The sequence below is a fragment of the Leifsonia sp. LS1 genome (genome assembly GCF_020521355.1).
Lineage (GTDB): Bacteria > Actinomycetota > Actinomycetes > Actinomycetales > Microbacteriaceae > Leifsonia.
Genome location: NZ_BPER01000004.1, coordinates 49,739 through 65,733 on the forward strand (window position 1 = coordinate 49,739; position 15,995 = coordinate 65,733).

Consider the following 15,995-nt stretch of genomic DNA (forward strand, 5'->3'; position numbering starts at 1 on the left):
GGAGCGTCGTCCCGACTCAGAAGCGGGGCTTCTTGCTGAGCGCCACCGCGGCGGTCGAGAAGACGACACCCGCGGCCATGATCGTGAAGGTCACCGCCTGCAGGATCGTCTGCCAGAACGCCTCGAACGGGGTCACGGACACCCAGAGCCAGAGCACGGCGCCGATGAGGGTGATGACGTAGCTGAACGTCTTGCGCGCGAAGATCGCGTTGAGCGCGACGACGGTGCCGGCGACGACCACCTGGAAGAGCGGGAGACCGGCGCCCGGGTTGCCGCTCCAGGTCGCGATGAGGCTCCAGATGCCGAAGACGATGGTGACGAGCACCACGACCGTCGCGATGACCGAGCCGAGCGCGCCGGGGAGGGTGGCGCTCAGGCTGCGGACCAGGCCGCCGTGCTCGTCGTCGGCGGTGACGGTCTCGGCGGTGGACGTGCTGGGGGCGGTAACGTGCGTGCTCACGACGACGATCCTACCTCCCGTACGACCTCGTCCGGCGACTTGTCGGGCCGGAGACCGCGCCACGACGGCTGGCGGAGCCGGCCGGTGCCCGTCCACTCGGCGAACTCCACCTCGCCGACGTGCTCCGGGCGCACCCAGTGAGCGCTGCGGGCGTCGGTCGAGGGCACATCCGCCAGCGGGCTGGTCTTCCGGGGGTGCGCGGAGAGGAGTTTCGCGAGGCGGTCGAGGTCCGCGTCGGAGAAGCCGGTGCCGACCTTGCCGACGTAACGGAGGGTGTCGCCGTCCGGGATGCCGAGCAGCAGCGCGCCCAGCGACCCGGCGCGCCGTCCGGTGCCGGGCGTCCACCCGCCGATGACCACCTCCTGGGCGAGATGGTGCTTGATCTTGATCCAGGACCGGGTGCGCCTCCCCGAGACGTAGGTGCTGTCCCGGCGTTTGGCCATCACTCCCTCCAGTCCCAGCTCGCGGGAGGAGGACACGGCGTGGGCGAGGTCCCCGGCGAACGCGGGAGGCACCTGCACGGGATCGCCGCCGGGTGGCCGCACGGCCTCCTCGAGTGCCGAGCGGCGGTCGTCGTAGGTCTCGCGGCGCAGGTCGTGGCCGTCCCGCTCCAGGAGGTCGAAGACGAAATAGTGCGCCGGCGCACGTTCGGCGGCGGCCGCCACCTCGGCCGCCCGGGTCAGCCCCATGCGGGACTGCAGCAACCCGAAGTCGGGACGCCCGCGGGGGGTGAGCGTGACGATCTCGCCGTCCAGCACGAGGTCGTGGCCGTCGGCCAGCCGGGCGAGTCCGGCCAGGTCCGGGTAGGTCGCGGTGACGTCGTTGCCATTGCGGGTCGTCAGCCGCAGCCGGCCCCCGCGCACGACGGCGATGGCGCGGATGCCGTCCCACTTCATCTCGAAGGCCCAGTCGGCCTCGTCGTCGACATCCTTCTCCGAGCCGAGGGTCGCGAGCATCGGTGAGACGGGCGGATCGGTGATGGCCGGGCCCGGCTTCGCCGCCGCGCCCGCGCCGTCGGCCTTCATCAGGTGGATCAGCCAGTTCTTCTCGTCGCCGTCGCGTCCGCCGGTGCGGATGAGCGCGAACTTCCGCGGCGCACCGCCGAGGCCGCCGTCCTTCTGGCCGGTGAGGGTGACGATCACCTCGTCGTCGCGCCACTTCTCGAGCGCGTACTCGCCGTGGTCCCAGATGTCGACGTGCCCGGCGCCGTACTCGCCGCGCGGGATGTCGCCGGCGAACGTCCCGTATTCGAGCGGGTGGTCCTCGACGTGGACGGCGAGGTGGTTCTGCTTCGGGTCGTCGGGCGGCCCCTTCGGGAGGGCCCAGCTGACGAGCACGCCATCGTGCTGCAGACGGAAGTCCCAGTGCAATCGCCGGGCGTGGTGCTCCTGGATGACGAAGGACCGGCCGTCGGCGGCGTCGGGGCTGACCTCCGGCACCGGCTCGGGCGTTCTCGCGGCGTCCCGTTTCGATCGGTAGGCGGTGAGCCTGTCACCTCGCGGCGCTCGGTCGGAGACGACGATCCGATCGGCGTCGGGGCGCCCCGCCTCCGCGGTCCCCCCGGCCGTCAGCGCGGCGAGCGGGTCTCCCCGCTTGCTCACCCGCTCGAGCACCTCCTGGTATTCGAGGTGGCGCAGCTCCTTCGACGCCAGCTCCCGCCACGTGCGCGGCGCGGCGACGGTCGGCCGCAGCCGGCCGCGCAGGGAGTACGGCGCGATCGTCGTCTTCGCGCCGTTGTTCTGGCTCCAGTCGACGAGCACCTTGCCCGATCGCAGCGCCTTCTTCATGTCGCTGACGACGAGATCCGGATGGTCCGCCTCCAGTGCGCGTGCCAGCTCGTGCGCCACGGCCGAGACCTGGTCGCTCGTCTGCGACCCGTCGAGCGGGGCGTACAGGTGGATGCCCTTCGAACCGCTGGTGACCGGGAACGGGTCCAATCCCATCCCACCGAGGATGTCGCGCGCCAGCCGGGCGACCTCCGCGCAGTCGGCGAGGGTTGCGCCGTCGCCCGGGTCGAGGTCGAGCACCATGCGGTCGGGATTGCGGCGCTGGTCGCCGCGGCCGACCCGCCACTGCGGCACGTGGATCTCCAGCGACGCGATCTGCGCGAGCCAGACGAGCGTCGCCGTGTCGTTCACCAGCGGGTACGTGTTCGTGCTGGTCTTGTGCGTGATCGTCCGCTGCTTCACCCAGCTCGGGGTGGAGGACGGATCGAGGTTCTTCTGGAAGAACACCTCGCCGGGATGCTCGGCCGTCCCGACGCCGTGCACCCAGCGCTTGCGGGTGGCGATCCGGTCGCGCGCGTGCGGGATGAGCACGTCGGCGATCGCGTGGTAGTAGCCGATCACGTCCGCCTTGGTCGTCCCCGTCTCCGGATACATCACCTTGTCGAGGTTCGTGAGCTTCAGCCGGTGGCCGTCGATCGAGACGGTCTCGGTGTCCTCCGCTGCCATGCGCCCACCGTACGCCGCCGCCCATCCTTCGATCACTGGTTGAAATCTGGGCGACTCGCGGACACCATGGAGCGCATGAGGGCCATATGGACGGGCGCGATCACCTTCGGGCTGGTCAACGTGCCGGTGAAGGTCTACAGCGCGACGGAGGATCACGACGTCGCGCTGCACCAGGTGCACGACGCCGACGGTGGCCGCATCCGGTACCAGCGCCGCTGCGAGATCGACGGCAAGGTCATCCCGTACGAGCACATCGCGAAGGCGTACGACGACGGCGAGCGGACGGTCATCCTGACGCCCGACGACCTCGCCTCCCTGCCCGCCGAGCGCAGCCGCGAGATCGACGTCGTCGAGTTCGTGCCGAACGAGCAGATCGACCCGATGATGCTCGACCGCAGCTACTACCTGGAGCCCGACTCCAAGTCGCTCAAGGCCTACGCCCTGCTGCGGAAGACGCTGGAGGACGAGGACCGCACCGCGATCGTCAACTTCGCGCTCCGCCAGAAGACCCGGCTCGGCGCCCTGCGGGTGCGCGGGAACGTGCTCGTGCTGCAGACGATGCTGTGGCACGACGAGATCCGCGAGGCCGACTTCCCCGCCCTCGACAGCTCGCCGCGCATCACCGAGCGCGAGCTGAAGCTCTCCGCCGCGCTGATGGAGAGCTTCGCCGGCGACTTCGAGCCGGAGAAGTTCACCGACGAGTACCAGGAGGAGCTCCGCAAGCTCATCGATGCGAAGCTCGAGCAAGGCGAGAGCATCGACACCGCCGAGACCTTCGGCGAGGAGCCGGAGAAGGCGAAGGGCGGCGGCGAGGTCATCGACCTCATGGAGGCGCTCCAGCGCAGCGTCGAGCGCAGCCGCTCCGGCACGGACGCAGACGCGGGCTCGGCGAAGAAGTCGTCGGGGGGCTCAGCCAAGAAGGCTCCGACGAAGAAGACGAAGAAGCCCGCGTGACGCGCCTGCGCCGCTCCGACCCCTCGGGGCCGGGATACCACCGTCGCCCGAGCGCGAAGGGCCCCGTCTACGAGGACGAGGCCGGCAACCCGGTCGTCGACGAGCGCGAGCTGGAGCGCATCCGCTCGCTCGTCATCCCGCCGGCGTGGGAGGACGTCTGGATCTCGCCGGATGCCCGCGGCCACATCCAGGCCGTCGGCACGGACCAGGCCGGCCGGCGGCAGTACCGCTACCACGACGCCTGGCGACTGCACCAGGACCGCATCAAGTTCGAGCGCGCCGCTCAGCTGGCCGAGACCCTCCCGGCGGCACGCCGCAAGGTGACGATCGACCTGCGCGCGGAGGGATTCACCCGCGACCGCGTCCTCGCCGCCGCGTTCCGCATCATCGACCTCGGCAGCGTGCGCATCGGCAGCGAGGAGTACCTGCACGCCAACGGCAGCCGCGGTCTCACCACGCTGCTCTGCCGGCACGCGCGCATCGACGGCGACGAGATCACCCTCACCTTCCCGGCGAAGTCCGCGCAGAAGTGGACGAGCACCCTCGTCGACGCCGACCTCGCCGAGCTGCTCACCCAGATCCAGGCTCTCCGAGGCCAGCGCTCCCGCCTGCTCTCGTGGAAGGACGGCACCTGGCACACGATCCGTCCCGCCTCGCTCAACGAGTACATCCGTCGCCAGACGGGCGGCGAGTTCACGGCCAAGGACTTCCGCACCCTCCACGGCACCATCGTCGCCGCGGAGGCGCTCGCCGCGTTCGGGACGAGCACGACGGAGTCGCGCCGCAAGAAGCGCGTCACCGCCGCGGTGAACGAGGCGGCGGCCGCTCTCGGCAACACTCCCGCGATCGCGCGCAACAGCTACATCGACCCGCGCGTGTTCGACCGCTACCGCCAGGGCGAGGTCATCGACACGTCCGGCGGGCGCGTGCCGGAGCCGGCGCTGCTCGAGCTACTCGCGGGCTGATCCCGTCGACGCCGGACCCTCCGCATCTGTGGCCGCCGCGTCCCGGGCCGACAGCGGCTGCGCGATGTCCTCCAGCGACTTGCCTTCCGCGTTCACCCCGAGGAATAGCTCCACGAGCCCTGCCGCGATCATCAAGCCGGCGCCGAGGTAGTAGCCGATCACGACCGAGTGGATGCCGCCCTCGATGAGCTGGCCGAACAGGATGGGGCCGATGATGCCGCCGAGGCCGGTGCCGACCGCATAGAAGAAGGCGATGGACATCGCGCGCGTCTCCATCGGGAAGATCTCGCTCACCGTCAGATAGGCGCTGCTGGCGCCGGCGGAGGCGAGGAAGAAGACGGCCATCCAGCAGGCGGTGAGCCAGAACGCGTCCAGCGCCCCCGCGTCGAAGAGGATCGCGGTGCCGACCAGAAGTACCCCGCTGCCGACGTACGAGGTGGTGATCATCACCTTGCGCCCGACCGTGTCGAACAGGTGGCCGAGGAGGATCGGGCCGAGGAAGTTGCCGACCGCGATCGGGACGAGCGCCCACGGGGCGATGTCGTCCGGCACGTGCAACAGCTTCGTCAGTACGAGTGAGTAGGTGAAGAACACGGCGTTGTAGAGGAAGGCCTGACCGATGAACAGCGACAGCCCGAGCACGAAGCGCTTGGGGTAGCGGGTGACCGCGGTCCGCACGATCTCGCCGAAGCCGGTGGAACGGCGCTGCCGGATCTCGATCGACTTCTCGTCGGGGACCACGGGGAGGCTCTCGCCCCGCTCCTCCTCGATGTCGCCCTCGATGCCGTCCACCAGTTTCTCGGCGTCCTCGTCGCGACCGTGGATGAACATCCACCGAGGCGACTCGGGCACGTTGCGCCGCACGAGGAGGATCACGAGCCCGAGCAGCGCGCCCAGGCCGAACGCGAGGCGCCAGCCGATGTCGGCAGCGAAGAGCTGCTCATTGAGCAGGAACACGGTGAGCACCGCGCCGAACGCCGTGCCGAGCCAGTAGGACCCGTTGATCGCCAGGTCGACGAGTCCCCGGCGGCGGGCGGGGATGAGCTCGTCGATGGCCGAGTTGATGGCGGCGTATTCGCCGCCGATGCCCGCACCGGTGAAGAAGCGGAAGAGGAAGAACATCCACGGGGCGAACGAGAAGGCCGTGAGCACCGTGGCGACGAGATAGAGGCCGAGGGTGAGGATGAACAGCTTCTTCCGGCCGAAGCGATCCGTGAGGTACCCGAAGACGAGCGAGCCGACGCACGCGCCCGCCACGTAGATCGCCGCCGCGAGACCGACCTCGCCGGTCGTCAGCCCGAGACCGCTGCTGGGCTCGGTGAGACGGCTGCCGATCGCGCCGACGATGGTGACTTCGAGGCCGTCGAGGATCCACACCGTCCCCAGCCCGAGGACGACGAGCCAGTGGAAGCGGGACCAGGGCAGACGATCCATCCGCGCGGGGATGAGCGTCCGGATGGTGCCGAGGGTCGGTGCAGGGGAACCGTGTGTACGTGTGCTCACGACCGCCACCGTACGATCCGCCGGGGATTCCGCGCAGAGCCTTGACATCAGCGCGGATTCGGGGGACGAAAACAGGCTTTAGCGCACGCGTCGTCGGAGTGTCAACCCCTTGTTGGGGTACATACCCTCCTGCCTACTCTGAGGACGCAAGGAAGAACTGAACAACCGCGGCAACGCAGACGAACGAGCTGATGGGATGACACGATGACTGTGCTCGAAGTGACCAGCGACCCGGTGCGCGACTACCTGAATTCGATCGGCAGGACCCGGCTGCTGACGGCCGACGAAGAGGTGGCGCTGGCCAAGCGCATCGAGGTCGGAGTCCTCGCGGGCGACCGGCTCGCCACCCGCCCCGGCTTGACCCCGCGCGAGAAGCGCGAACTGCAGTACCTCTCCGACGACGGCAAGCGCGCCTTCGAGCGTTTCATCGAGGCCAACCTGCGTCTGGTGGTGAGCATCGCCAAGCGCTACTCCGGTCGCGGACTCCCGGTGATGGATCTGATCCAGGAGGGCAACCTCGGACTCGTCCGCGCGGTCGAGAAGTTCGACTACCGCACGGGCAACAAGTTCTCGACCTACGCCACCTGGTGGATCCGCCAGTCGATCCTCCGCGGCATCGCGGACACGGCCCGCATGATCCGCATCCCGGTGCACACCGTGGAGAAGATCGACAAGCTCGACCGCATCCGCCGCGACCTCGGCGGGGAGCTGGGCCGCACGCCCACCCTGGAGGAGCTGGCGGAGGCCGCCAACCTCACCGAGGCCGAGGTGCACAAGCTGCAGATGAGCGACTCCGAGACCGTCTCGCTGGCCGTGCCGGTCGGGGAGAACGAGGGCGCCGAGCTCGGCGACCTCATCGAGGACGACGACTTCCCCGGGCCGCCGGAGGCCGTGGAGGTCGTGTTCCGCCACCGCGATCTGGAGGATCGCCTCCGCGAGCTCCCGCCGCGCGACGCGAAGGTCGTGCGGATGCGCTTCGGGCTCGACGGCCACAAGCCGATGACCCTCGACGAGGTCGGCGAGGTCTACGGCATCACCCGCGAGCGGGTCCGCCAGCTGGAGACGCGCAGCCTCAAGCGCCTGCGCTGCCCCGAGCTGCTCGAGTACCTGCGCTGAGCGCACGCACCCGCACACTCCACCGGAACCCCGGGCTCAGCTGAGCGCGGGGTTCTCGTGCTCGGCGGCCGCCTGCTCGAACGGGATGTCGCCGGGCTGCTCGCCGGAGAGGGCGGCGTCCGCGGTGCGTGGCGCGGCCTGGCCGTCGTCACCGCTCGGAGCACCCGCCGCGGGCACTGCCTCCGTCGGAACCCCTGGGGCCGGAACCGCCTCGTCCGCTGTCATGGCCTCGCCTCGCTTCCTGCCACGCCGTCGACAGCGCCCACGGTAGGCGCGGGCGTGATCGCGATCAAGGCCTTTCGGCGGTCACGGCCTCCCGGCGGTCAGCGCCCGGGAGGGGAGTCGGCGTCGACCTCGTCGGCGCCGAGCGCTCCGATCTCCTCCGTCAGCTGCAGTCCGGCCGCGCTGTTGGACGAGATCGTGAGCTGCTCCAGCCAGACCTTGTTGATCTTGGGGGGCCGGCCCCCGCTGTAGCGGAACAAGAGCGGCACCGCCGGGTCCACCCAGATCGCGCTGCGGCCGTCCCCGACGCCCTGCTCGTCGCGCCAGGAGAAGAAGAACCCCTCCTTGCGTCGCAGCTTGAGACCGATCACGATCTGCAGGTGTGCGAGGACACGGTCTTCGAATCCGATCTCCGTCGTCCCCGCATATACGAGCTTGCCCATGCGAGAACCGTACAGGACACGGGCGACGCTCCGGCTCCACCCCTGCTTGCGCGTCGCGCGGTGCGGCGTATGGTCGGCGCATGACCTCCCAGCGCGTGCTCGTGACCGGCGCCACCGGGTACGTGGGTGGGAGGCTCGTGCCGCGGCTGCTCGCCCGCGGCCACACCGTGCGGGTCCTGGCGCGGTCGCCGCAGAAGCTCGCCGACGTGCCCTGGGCCGCCGAGGTGGAGGTCGTCGAGGGCGACCTGTCCGACGCCGCGTCGCTGGAGCGCGCGATGGCGGAGATCGACGTCGTCTACTATCTCGTCCACTCGATGCGCGCACGCGGGGACTTCGCGTCGGAGGAGGCCGACACCGCGCGCGCCGTCGCCGAGGCGGCCCGTACGGCGGGCGTGAGCCGGATCGTCTATCTGGGCGCCCTGCACCCGGACGGGCCGCTGTCCCAGCATCTGCGCTCGCGGGTCGCCGTCGGCCGCATCCTGCTCGACTCCGGCGTGCCGGCGATCGTGCTGCAGGCCGGGGTCGTCATCGGCTCCGGCTCTGCGTCGTTCGAGATGATCCGGCAGCTCACCGAGGTCCTCCCGTACATGCCGGCGCCCCGCTGGGTGCGCAACCGCATCCAGCCCATCGCGATCCGCGACGTGCTGCACTACCTCCTCGCCGCCGCGGAGCTGCCCCCGGAGGTGTCCCGCGCGTTCGACATCGGAGGCCCCGACATCCTGCGCTACGGCCAGATGATGAACGGGTATGCGGTCGAGGCGGGGCTCCCGCAGCGGCCGATCGCGTCGCTGCCGGTCTTCACCCCGTGGCTCGCGTCGCAATGGGTGAACCTGGTGACGCCCATCCCGCGCAGCCTCGCGGTCCCGATCATCGAGTCGCTGCAGTACGACTGCGTGATGCGCGAGCACGACATCGACGCGGTGATCCCGCCGCCGGAGGGCGGGCTCACCGGCTACCGCACGGCTGTCCGGCTCGCGCTGGCGCGGATGCGGGACGGCGACGTCGAGACGAGCTGGCGCAACTCCTCCGTCGCCGGGGCGCCGAGCGACCCGTTGCCGAGCGACCCCGAATGGACCGGGCACACCGTCTACACCGACGTCCGGGAGCGGGAGTCCGATGCCGCACCGGCCGAGCTCTGGCGGGTGGTCGAGGGCATCGGCGGGGAGCGAGGCTGGTACTCGTTCCCGCTGGCCTGGGCGCTCCGCGGCTGGATGGACAAACTCGTCGGCGGTGTGGGACTGCGGCGGGGGCGGCGCGACGCCGATCGTCTCTCGACCGGCGAGGTGCTGGACTGGTGGCGGGTGGAGCGGATCTCCCGTGGCCCGGAGGGTGGCGCGTTGCGCCTGCGCGCCGAGATGCGGGTGCCCGGCCGCGCATGGCTGGAGCTGGACGTCACCCCGGCGGCCGGCGGAGGCTCCCACTACCGTCAGCGGGCCGTCTTCTTCCCCCGCGGGCTGGCCGGACGGCTGTACTGGTTCTCGATCCTGCCCTTCCACGGCGTGATCTTCAACGGCATGGCGAACCGCATCGTCGCCGAGCCCGACCGGCTGCGCTCGGTGGTCAGTCCTCGGAGGGGGAGGGGATGACGAGGGCGGTCGCGCTGAGGTCCGTCAGGAAGCGGGTGACGATCTCGCGCTCCTCGTGGGTGAGCGCTCGGGCCACCTCGAACCGTCGCGCGTGCTGGCGGCCCATGGTGCGGCGCACCTCGCTGTGCGTCTCGGGGGTGATGACCACCGTCACGGCACGCCGATCGGTCGGGTGCGGACGGCGTACGACGTGGCCGGAGGCCTCCAGCCGGTCGAGCAGCTTGGTGGTGGAGGCCGTCGAGATGCGCAGGTGCTCGGACAGCGCACCGGCGGTGACGACGACATCGGCGTTGGTCGCGGCGATGATGTACCGCAACGCCTTCATGTCGGTCTCGTTGAGCCGCATCTTGGTCCGCGACTCGAAGCTCAGCCGCTGCTCGGCCTCACGCCAGCCGCGGATGGCGGCGAGCACGCCCACGATTTCGGCGAGTTCCTCTTCCGAGAGGTCGTCGTGTCGCACGAGCTCCTGCCGGGGGTCGATGACGCGGGGGTCGATCATCGAGCCCGTGATGCGCCGCGCGTCCTCGTTGGAACTCATGAGGACAGCCTACGCGCCCGGTGAGAAGCGTGATAGCCTGAATTCTATCTTGGCTAGATAAACTAGCCGCCGAGGGAGGTCCCGATGACCACATTCGACACCGGGGTCGGCCGTCCCGTCGCCGTCTCCACACCCCTCGACATCGCTTCGGGGCTCGAGCGCGTCGACGGCCGCCTCGCCTCGTTCTTCGCGGAGCGCACCTCCGCCTCGGCTGGGCTCGGGGACGACTACCAACGCCTCTGGTCGAGTGCACGCGCCGCCGCCGACGGGGGCAAGCGGATGCGCCCGCGACTCGTGCTGGCCACCCTCACTGCGCTCGGCCGACCCGTCGACGAAACGGCGATCGACACGGCCGTCGCCTTCGAGCTGCTGCACACCGCGTTCCTCCTGCACGACGACGTCATCGACGGCGACACCGTGCGGCGGGGGAGGCCCAACCTCTCCGGCGAGTTCGCCGCGCAGGCGGCCGCGAACGGAGTCGACCGCCCGCGGTCCGCGCTCTGGGGCGAGGCCGCATCGATCCTCGCGGGGGACCTCCTGCTGCACGCCGCCACAGCGCTCGTGGGGCGCGTCGACGTGCCCATGGAGGCGCGGCACCGCCTGCTCGACGTGCTCGACCACTCCGTCGTCGTGACCGCCGCGGGTGAGCTCACCGATGTCTCCCTCGCTGTGGGCCTCACCTCCCCGACCCTTCCCGCGGTTCTCGGCATGACCGAGCGCAAGACCGCCGCCTACTCGGTCGCCGGGCCCACCATGGCCGGGGCCATCCTCGCCGGCGAGGACGACCGCCTGCTGGCCGCGCTCGCCGAGTACGGGCGCCTGGTCGGCGTCGCCTTCCAACTGGGCGACGACCTCCTCGGCGTCTACGGCGACCAGGAGCGCACCGGCAAGAGCGTCCTCAGCGACCTCCGAGAGGGCAAGAAGACCACCCTGATCGCCTTCGCCCGCAGCACCGAGAGCTGGCCGACGATCGAGGCACGCCTCGGTCGCGGCGACCTCACGCTCGCCGACGCCGCAGAGCTCGCCGCCGTATTGGAGGACTGCGGCGCCCGCCGCTTCGTCGAGCGCCTGCTGATCGACCAGGTCGACCGGGCCATCGCCGTGCTCGACGCCCCTGCCGTGCCCCCGCCGCTCGCCGAGGAGCTCGCCGGCATCGCCCGGGGCTGCGTGGGGAGGATCGCATGACGCGCACACCGGTGGCCGCGACGGTGCCCGCGGGCCCTCATCCGACCGATCTCGCGCTCTACACCCGGGCGGCGCACGCCGGCGCCGCGACCATCATCAAGGAGTACTCGACCTCGTTCGGGATGGCGACCCGCCTGCTCGGCGCCGACGTGCGCCCCCGCGTCGAGGACGTCTACTCCCTGGTGCGGATCGCCGACGAGATCGTCGACGGAGCGGCGGCCGAGGCCGGGCTGAGCGTCGACGATCAGCGCGACCTCCTCGACGCGCTGGAGGCCGACACGGAACGGGCGATGCGCACCGGGTACAGCGCCAACGTCGTCGTCCACTCGTTCGCGGCGACCGCGCGCTCCGCCGGCTTCGGCGCCGAGCTGACGCGACCGTTCTTCGCGTCGATGCGGCGCGACCTCAGCCCCGTCGACTTCACGGCCGACGAGCTGCGCGAGTACATCTACGGCTCGGCGGAGGTCGTGGGCCTGATGTGCCTGGCCGCCTTCCTCTCCGGTCGTCCGGTTCCGGACGACACCCGACGTCGTCTGGAGAGCGGTGCGCGGCGGCTGGGGGCCGCGTTCCAGAAGATCAACTTCCTCCGCGATCTGGCCACCGACTACACGGAGCTCGGCCGCAGCTACTTCCCGGGCATCGATCCCGCCCGGCTGACGGAGCGGCAGAAGCTCGCACTCGTCGTCGACATCGACTGCGACCTCGGGGCGGCGGCCGACGTCATCCCGGAGCTGCCGGACAGCTGCCGGCGCGCGGTGCTGGCGGCGCACGGCCTCTTCGCCGAGCTGAGCGACCGCATCCGCGAGACCCCGGCGGCGGAGCTCCTGAGTCGGCGCATCAGCGTGCCGACGCGGACCAAGCTCGCCATCCTGGTGCGCGCCGGCGCCGGGTCGCTGCGATGAGCGGATCGCGCCGCGCCGTCGTGATCGGCGGCGGCATCGCCGGGCTGGCCTCGGCGGCGCTGCTCGCGCGCGATGGTCACGAGGTGACGCTGCTCGAGCAGTCCGACGCCCTCGGCGGGCGTGCCGGGTCGTGGGAGCGCGCCGGCTTCCGCTGGGACACGGGCCCGTCCTGGTATCTCATGCCCGAGGTCTTCGACCACTTCTTCCGGCTGCTCGGCACGACCACCGCCGAGCAACTCGACCTCGTCACCCTCGACCCGGGCTACCGGGTGTTCTCCGAGGACGGCCGGTCTCCGCTCGACATCCGCGCGGACGGCGCGGCCAACCGCGCGCTCTTCGAGAGCGTCGAGCCCGGTGCAGGCGCGGCGCTCGACCGCTACCTCGCCCGCGCCAGGGAGACCTACGCGATGGCGGTCTCGTCGTTCCTCTATGGCACGTTCGCGTCGTTCCGGCCGTTCCTGAGCGGCCGCATCCTGCGTCGGGCGGGTCGGCTCGTCCGTCTGCTGCTGGAGCCTCTCGACCGCTACGTCGCCGGATTCGTCCACGACGTGCGGCTGCGTCAGATCCTGGGCTACCCGGCCGTCTTTCTCGGCACATCTCCCGACCGGGCGCCGAGCATGTACAGCCTCATGAGCCACCTCGACCTGGAGGACGGCGTCCGCTACCCGATGGGCGGCTTCACCGCCCTCATCGACCGGGTCGCCGCCCTCGCGGCGGAGGCCGGGGCGGAGCTCGTGACCGGCGCACGCGTGACGGCCGTCCGCACGGCGGGCGGCCCGGCGCGCGCCCGCGCCACGGGCGTCTCGTACGTCGACGCGACCGGGGCCGTGCGGGAGCTCGACGCCGATCTCGTCGTGTCGGCCGCCGATCTGCACCTCACGGAGACGCGCCTCGTCCCACCGGAGCTGCGCACGCATCCCGAACGGGCGTGGGAGAAGCGCGACCCCGGCCCCGGGGTCGTCCTGGTGCTGCTGGGCGTGCGTGGCTCGCTGCCCCAGCTCACCCACCACAACCTGTTCTTCACGACGGACTGGGAGGCCAACTTCGACCGGATCTACGGAGCATCGCCCGGGATCCCCGACCCCGCCTCCCTCTACGTGTGCAAACCGAGCGAGACGGACCCGTCCGTGGCGCCGGAGGGGCACGAGAACCTGTTCGTGCTCGTGCCGGTGCCCGCCGACGAGTCCATCGGCTCCGGCGGAGTCGACGGCGGAGGAGACCGGCTGGTCGAGCGGACGGCGGACGCGGCGATCGCCCAGATCGCTGAGTGGGCGGGCATCCCCGACCTGGCGGACCGCATCGTCGTCCGCCGTACTCTCGGACCGGAGGACTTCTCCCGCGATCTCGGCGCTTGGCGCGGTGGAGCGCTCGGCCCCGCCCACACGCTCCGCCAGAGCGCGTTCCTCCGCCCCGGCAACGCGTCTGCACGCATCGACGGGCTGCTCTACGCAGGATGCTCGACCATCCCCGGCATCGGGCTGCCGATGTGCCTGATCAGCGCGGAGCTGGCCGTCAAGCGGGTGCGCGGTGATGCCTCCGCCACGCCTCTGCCCGAGCCCCTCGCCTCCGCGTCGCAGACGGAGCGCGTGTCATGACGCTGATCTACCTCGGGGCCGTGCTGCTCTCGCTCGCCGCGATGGTGCTCCTCGACGCCCGATTCCGGCTCGTGTTCTGGCGCGACCCGCGACGGGCGTCCATCGTGATCGCCGTGGGGCTGGTCTTCTTCCTGGCCTGGGACGTCGCCGGCATCGCTCTCGGCATCTTCGCCCGCGGCGGGTCGCGCTTCATGACCGGCATCGAGCTGGCGCCGGAGCTGCCCCTCGAGGAGGTCTTCTTCCTCCTGTTCCTCTGCTATCTGACCCTCATCGTGCTCTTCGGCACCCGCGCCCTGCTCGATCGACGGCGGGAGGGAGGCTCGTGACCTATCTCTGGCTGAGCCTGGTCTTCGTCGCCGTCGCTGTCGTCGTGCTCGTCGTCGCGCTCCTCCGCGTCCCCGACCGGCGGCCCCTCCTGCGGCGCTGGTGGCTCCCGGTGGTCCTCACCGGGGTGCTGATCGGTGTGCTGACCGCCGTGTTCGACAATCTCATGATCGGGGTCGGCCTGATGACGTACGGCGCCGCGCACCTGACCGGCCTGCGGCTGGGACTCGTGCCCGTCGAGGACTTCGCGTATCCGCTGGCGGGTCTGCTGCTCCTGCCGGCGCTGTGGCTCCTCCTGCGCCGACGTCCGCGCGGAACGCCGGGGGAGCCCCGATGACGACAACGACCGCACCCGCTCCCTGGCGGCAGCTGCTGCTCGCCTCGCGCCCCCTCAGCTGGATCAACACGGCCTTTCCGTTCGCCGCCGCGTACCTGCTCACCGCGGGGCGCATCGACGCGACCTTCGTCATCGGGACGCTCTACTTCCTCGTGCCGTACAACCTCACCATGTACGGGGTGAACGACGTCTTCGACTACGAGTCCGACCTGCGCAACCCGCGCAAGGGCGGTGCAGAGGGCGCCCTGCTCGACCGGGGGATGCACAGGCGTACCCTCATCGCCTCCGCGGTGACCAGCGTGCCGTTCCTGGTGTACCTCGTGGTGGTCGGCTCGCCGCTCTCCTGGCTCGCCCTGGCGGCGAGCGTGTTCCTGGTGCTGGCGTACTCCGTGCGCGGGCTCCGGTTCAAGGAGATCCCGTTCCTGGACTCGACGACCTCCAGCCTCCACTTCGTCAGCCCGGCGCTCTACGGCCTCGTGCTCGCCGGAGCGGCCTTCACCCCGCAGCTCTGGCTCGTGCTCCTCGCGTTCTTCCTCTGGGGCGTCGGCAGCCACGCGTTCGGTGCCGTGCAGGATGTGGTTCCGGACCGCGAGGGCGGCATCGCGTCGATCGCCACGGTGCTCGGCGCCGCGGCCACCACCCGCCTCGCGATGGCGGCCTGGGCGCTCGCCGGGGTGTGCGTGCTGTTCACCGCGTGGCCGGGACCGCTCGCCGCGGTTCTGGCCGTGCCGTACCTCCTCGCCGCCGCGCCCTACTGGTCGGTGCCGGACGAACAGGCGAGCGCCGCCAACCGGGGCTGGCGGCGCTTCCTCTGGATCAACTACGTGTGCGGCTTCGCCGTCACGCTGCTGCTCATCGGCTACGCGCTCCGCTGAGCGCGCGTCACGGCCGCGGCGGGAGCTGCTGCAGCGACCAGGCGTTGCCGTCCGGATCCGTGAAAGTCACGAACCGACCCCAGGCGAGATCGGCGACGCCCTGCGCCTCCACGCCGTTCTCTCGCAGGTGCGCAAGGGCCTCGTCGGCGTCGGGGATCACGATCTGCAGGCCCTGCATCGTGCCCGGCACCATCTCGGTCAGGCTCTCACCGAAGGCGATCGAGCACGCGGACCCCGGCGGGGTGACCTGTACGAACCGCAGCGTCGGCGAGACGCGCTGATCGTGGTCGGCGTTCCAGCCGAGCGTGTCGACGTAGAACTCCTTGGCCCTGTCCACGTCGGTGACGGGGAGGATGATCAGTTCGATGCGCCAGTCGCTGATGGCCATGGTCGCTGCCTTTCTGTCCGGTTCGGCTGATGGGTCCAGTCTGCGCGGATATGCGGTCACTTTCCGGCCGCAATCAAAAATGAAGCGAATCCCCGGACGAGCGCGCTATCGTCGGAAACCGACCCTCCCCGCACGACAGAAGGATCCTC

Annotated in this window: 17 protein-coding genes; 10 read left to right on the top strand and 7 right to left on the bottom strand. The window is 70.8% G+C overall.

Going from position 1 to position 15,995, the window contains the following annotated elements:
* Positions 1-16: 16 nt before the first annotated feature.
* Together LLS1_RS08530 and LLS1_RS08535 are read right to left on the bottom strand one after the other, a co-directional pair.
* Positions 17-460 (bottom strand): hypothetical protein, encoded by a 444-nt coding sequence (locus LLS1_RS08530; protein WP_223357139.1) that lies wholly within the window; start codon positions 458-460, stop codon positions 17-19.
* Entirely contained in the window at positions 457-2,913 is a 2,457-nt protein-coding gene (locus tag LLS1_RS08535; protein WP_226654748.1) for an ATP-dependent DNA ligase, read from the bottom strand. The genes LLS1_RS08530 and LLS1_RS08535 overlap by 4 nt, the downstream gene beginning before the upstream one ends.
* Positions 2,914-2,988: 75 nt before the next feature.
* Between LLS1_RS08535 and LLS1_RS08540 the strand changes: the two genes are divergently transcribed.
* Together LLS1_RS08540 and LLS1_RS08545 are read left to right on the top strand one after the other, a co-directional pair.
* Positions 2,989-3,867, top strand: coding sequence for a Ku protein (locus LLS1_RS08540; RefSeq protein ID WP_226654749.1), 879 nt, complete (start codon positions 2,989-2,991; stop codon positions 3,865-3,867).
* The gene (locus tag LLS1_RS08545) at positions 3,864-4,832 is read left to right on the top strand and encodes a DNA topoisomerase IB (protein ID WP_226654751.1); all 969 of its coding nucleotides are present in this window, start codon (positions 3,864-3,866) and stop codon (positions 4,830-4,832) included. The genes LLS1_RS08540 and LLS1_RS08545 overlap by 4 nt, the downstream gene beginning before the upstream one ends.
* On the opposite strand, the gene LLS1_RS08550 is transcribed toward LLS1_RS08545, so the two are convergent.
* Positions 4,818-6,266 (bottom strand): MFS transporter, encoded by a 1,449-nt coding sequence (locus LLS1_RS08550; RefSeq protein WP_226655233.1) that lies wholly within the window; start codon positions 6,264-6,266, stop codon positions 4,818-4,820. The genes LLS1_RS08545 and LLS1_RS08550 overlap by 15 nt on opposite strands.
* Positions 6,267-6,539: 273 nt before the next feature.
* Here LLS1_RS08550 and LLS1_RS08555 point away from each other — a divergent pair, with 273 nt between their 5' ends.
* Positions 6,540-7,451 carry a sigma-70 family RNA polymerase sigma factor gene (locus LLS1_RS08555; protein WP_223357131.1) on the top strand — a complete coding sequence of 304 codons (912 nt, stop codon included), beginning with the start codon at positions 6,540-6,542 and terminating at the stop codon, positions 7,449-7,451.
* A 36-nt stretch (positions 7,452-7,487) separates the two neighbouring features.
* On the opposite strand, the gene LLS1_RS08560 is transcribed toward LLS1_RS08555, so the two are convergent.
* Positions 7,488-7,676: a hypothetical protein gene (locus LLS1_RS08560; RefSeq protein ID WP_226654753.1), complete on the bottom strand. Its 189-nt coding sequence runs from the start codon at positions 7,674-7,676 to the stop codon at positions 7,488-7,490.
* A gap of 98 nt (positions 7,677-7,774) precedes the next feature.
* Positions 7,775-8,116 (bottom strand): ATP-dependent DNA ligase, encoded by a 342-nt coding sequence (locus LLS1_RS08565; RefSeq protein WP_223357127.1) that lies wholly within the window; start codon positions 8,114-8,116, stop codon positions 7,775-7,777.
* A gap of 80 nt (positions 8,117-8,196) precedes the next feature.
* Here LLS1_RS08565 and LLS1_RS08570 point away from each other — a divergent pair, with 80 nt between their 5' ends.
* A complete protein-coding gene (locus LLS1_RS08570) occupies positions 8,197-9,702 on the top strand; it encodes an SDR family oxidoreductase (RefSeq protein WP_226654755.1) in 1,506 nt (501 codons plus the stop codon).
* Here the strand turns inward: LLS1_RS08570 and LLS1_RS08575 are convergent.
* Complete coding sequence (locus tag LLS1_RS08575) at positions 9,677-10,240, bottom strand: MarR family winged helix-turn-helix transcriptional regulator (RefSeq protein ID WP_226654756.1); 564 nt, start codon at positions 10,238-10,240, stop codon at positions 9,677-9,679. The two genes, LLS1_RS08570 and LLS1_RS08575, sit on opposite strands and share 26 nt — an antisense overlap.
* An 84-nt stretch (positions 10,241-10,324) precedes the next feature.
* Between LLS1_RS08575 and LLS1_RS08580 the strand changes: the two genes are divergently transcribed.
* The 6 genes from LLS1_RS08580 to LLS1_RS08605 are packed head-to-tail and all read left to right on the top strand — an operon-like array spanning position 10,325 to position 15,458.
* Positions 10,325-11,425, top strand: a complete 1,101-nt coding sequence (locus LLS1_RS08580) for a polyprenyl synthetase family protein (protein WP_226654758.1) — start codon at positions 10,325-10,327, stop codon at positions 11,423-11,425.
* Complete coding sequence (locus tag LLS1_RS08585) at positions 11,422-12,327, top strand: squalene/phytoene synthase family protein (RefSeq protein ID WP_226654760.1); 906 nt, start codon at positions 11,422-11,424, stop codon at positions 12,325-12,327. The genes LLS1_RS08580 and LLS1_RS08585 overlap by 4 nt, the downstream gene beginning before the upstream one ends.
* A complete protein-coding gene (gene crtI / locus LLS1_RS08590; RefSeq protein ID WP_226654761.1) occupies positions 12,324-13,922 on the top strand; it encodes a phytoene desaturase family protein in 1,599 nt (532 codons plus the stop codon). Before LLS1_RS08585 ends, crtI begins: the two co-directional genes overlap by 4 nt.
* Positions 13,919-14,248, top strand: coding sequence for a lycopene cyclase domain-containing protein (locus LLS1_RS08595; RefSeq protein ID WP_226654763.1), 330 nt, complete (start codon positions 13,919-13,921; stop codon positions 14,246-14,248). Before crtI ends, LLS1_RS08595 begins: the two co-directional genes overlap by 4 nt.
* Positions 14,245-14,583 carry a lycopene cyclase domain-containing protein gene (locus LLS1_RS08600; RefSeq protein WP_226654765.1) on the top strand — a complete coding sequence of 113 codons (339 nt, stop codon included), beginning with the start codon at positions 14,245-14,247 and terminating at the stop codon, positions 14,581-14,583. The genes LLS1_RS08595 and LLS1_RS08600 overlap by 4 nt, the downstream gene beginning before the upstream one ends.
* Positions 14,580-15,458, top strand: a complete 879-nt coding sequence (locus tag LLS1_RS08605; RefSeq protein WP_223357116.1) for a prenyltransferase — start codon at positions 14,580-14,582, stop codon at positions 15,456-15,458. Before LLS1_RS08600 ends, LLS1_RS08605 begins: the two co-directional genes overlap by 4 nt.
* 7 nt (positions 15,459-15,465) lie before the next feature.
* On the opposite strand, the gene LLS1_RS08610 is transcribed toward LLS1_RS08605, so the two are convergent.
* A complete protein-coding gene (locus LLS1_RS08610; protein ID WP_226654767.1) occupies positions 15,466-15,846 on the bottom strand; it encodes a glyoxalase superfamily protein in 381 nt (126 codons plus the stop codon).
* Positions 15,847-15,995: the final 149 nt, after the last annotated feature.

Bases quoted from the DNA above. Each gene is read 5' to 3' on its own strand.
- LLS1_RS08565 (WP_223357127.1), bottom strand. From the start codon at position 8,116: ATGGGCAAGCTCGTATATGCGGGGACGACGGAGATCGGATTCGAAGAC.
- crtI (WP_226654761.1), top strand. From the start codon at position 12,324: ATGAGCGGATCGCGCCGCGCCGTCGTGATCGGCGGCGGCATCGCCGGG.
- LLS1_RS08595 (WP_226654763.1), top strand. From the start codon at position 13,919: ATGACGCTGATCTACCTCGGGGCCGTGCTGCTCTCGCTCGCCGCGATG.
- LLS1_RS08585 (WP_226654760.1), top strand. From the start codon at position 11,422: ATGACGCGCACACCGGTGGCCGCGACGGTGCCCGCGGGCCCTCATCCG.
- LLS1_RS08575 (WP_226654756.1), bottom strand. From the start codon at position 10,240: ATGAGTTCCAACGAGGACGCGCGGCGCATCACGGGCTCGATGATCGAC.
- LLS1_RS08580 (WP_226654758.1), top strand. From the start codon at position 10,325: ATGACCACATTCGACACCGGGGTCGGCCGTCCCGTCGCCGTCTCCACA.
- LLS1_RS08550 (WP_226655233.1), bottom strand. From the start codon at position 6,266: ATGGATCGTCTGCCCTGGTCCCGCTTCCACTGGCTCGTCGTCCTCGGG.
- LLS1_RS08555 (WP_223357131.1), top strand. From the start codon at position 6,540: ATGACTGTGCTCGAAGTGACCAGCGACCCGGTGCGCGACTACCTGAAT.
- LLS1_RS08605 (WP_223357116.1), top strand. From the start codon at position 14,580: ATGACGACAACGACCGCACCCGCTCCCTGGCGGCAGCTGCTGCTCGCC.
- LLS1_RS08535 (WP_226654748.1), bottom strand. From the start codon at position 2,913: ATGGCAGCGGAGGACACCGAGACCGTCTCGATCGACGGCCACCGGCTG.
- LLS1_RS08570 (WP_226654755.1), top strand. From the start codon at position 8,197: ATGACCTCCCAGCGCGTGCTCGTGACCGGCGCCACCGGGTACGTGGGT.
- LLS1_RS08540 (WP_226654749.1), top strand. From the start codon at position 2,989: ATGAGGGCCATATGGACGGGCGCGATCACCTTCGGGCTGGTCAACGTG.
- LLS1_RS08560 (WP_226654753.1), bottom strand. From the start codon at position 7,676: ATGACAGCGGACGAGGCGGTTCCGGCCCCAGGGGTTCCGACGGAGGCA.
- LLS1_RS08610 (WP_226654767.1), bottom strand. From the start codon at position 15,846: ATGGCCATCAGCGACTGGCGCATCGAACTGATCATCCTCCCCGTCACC.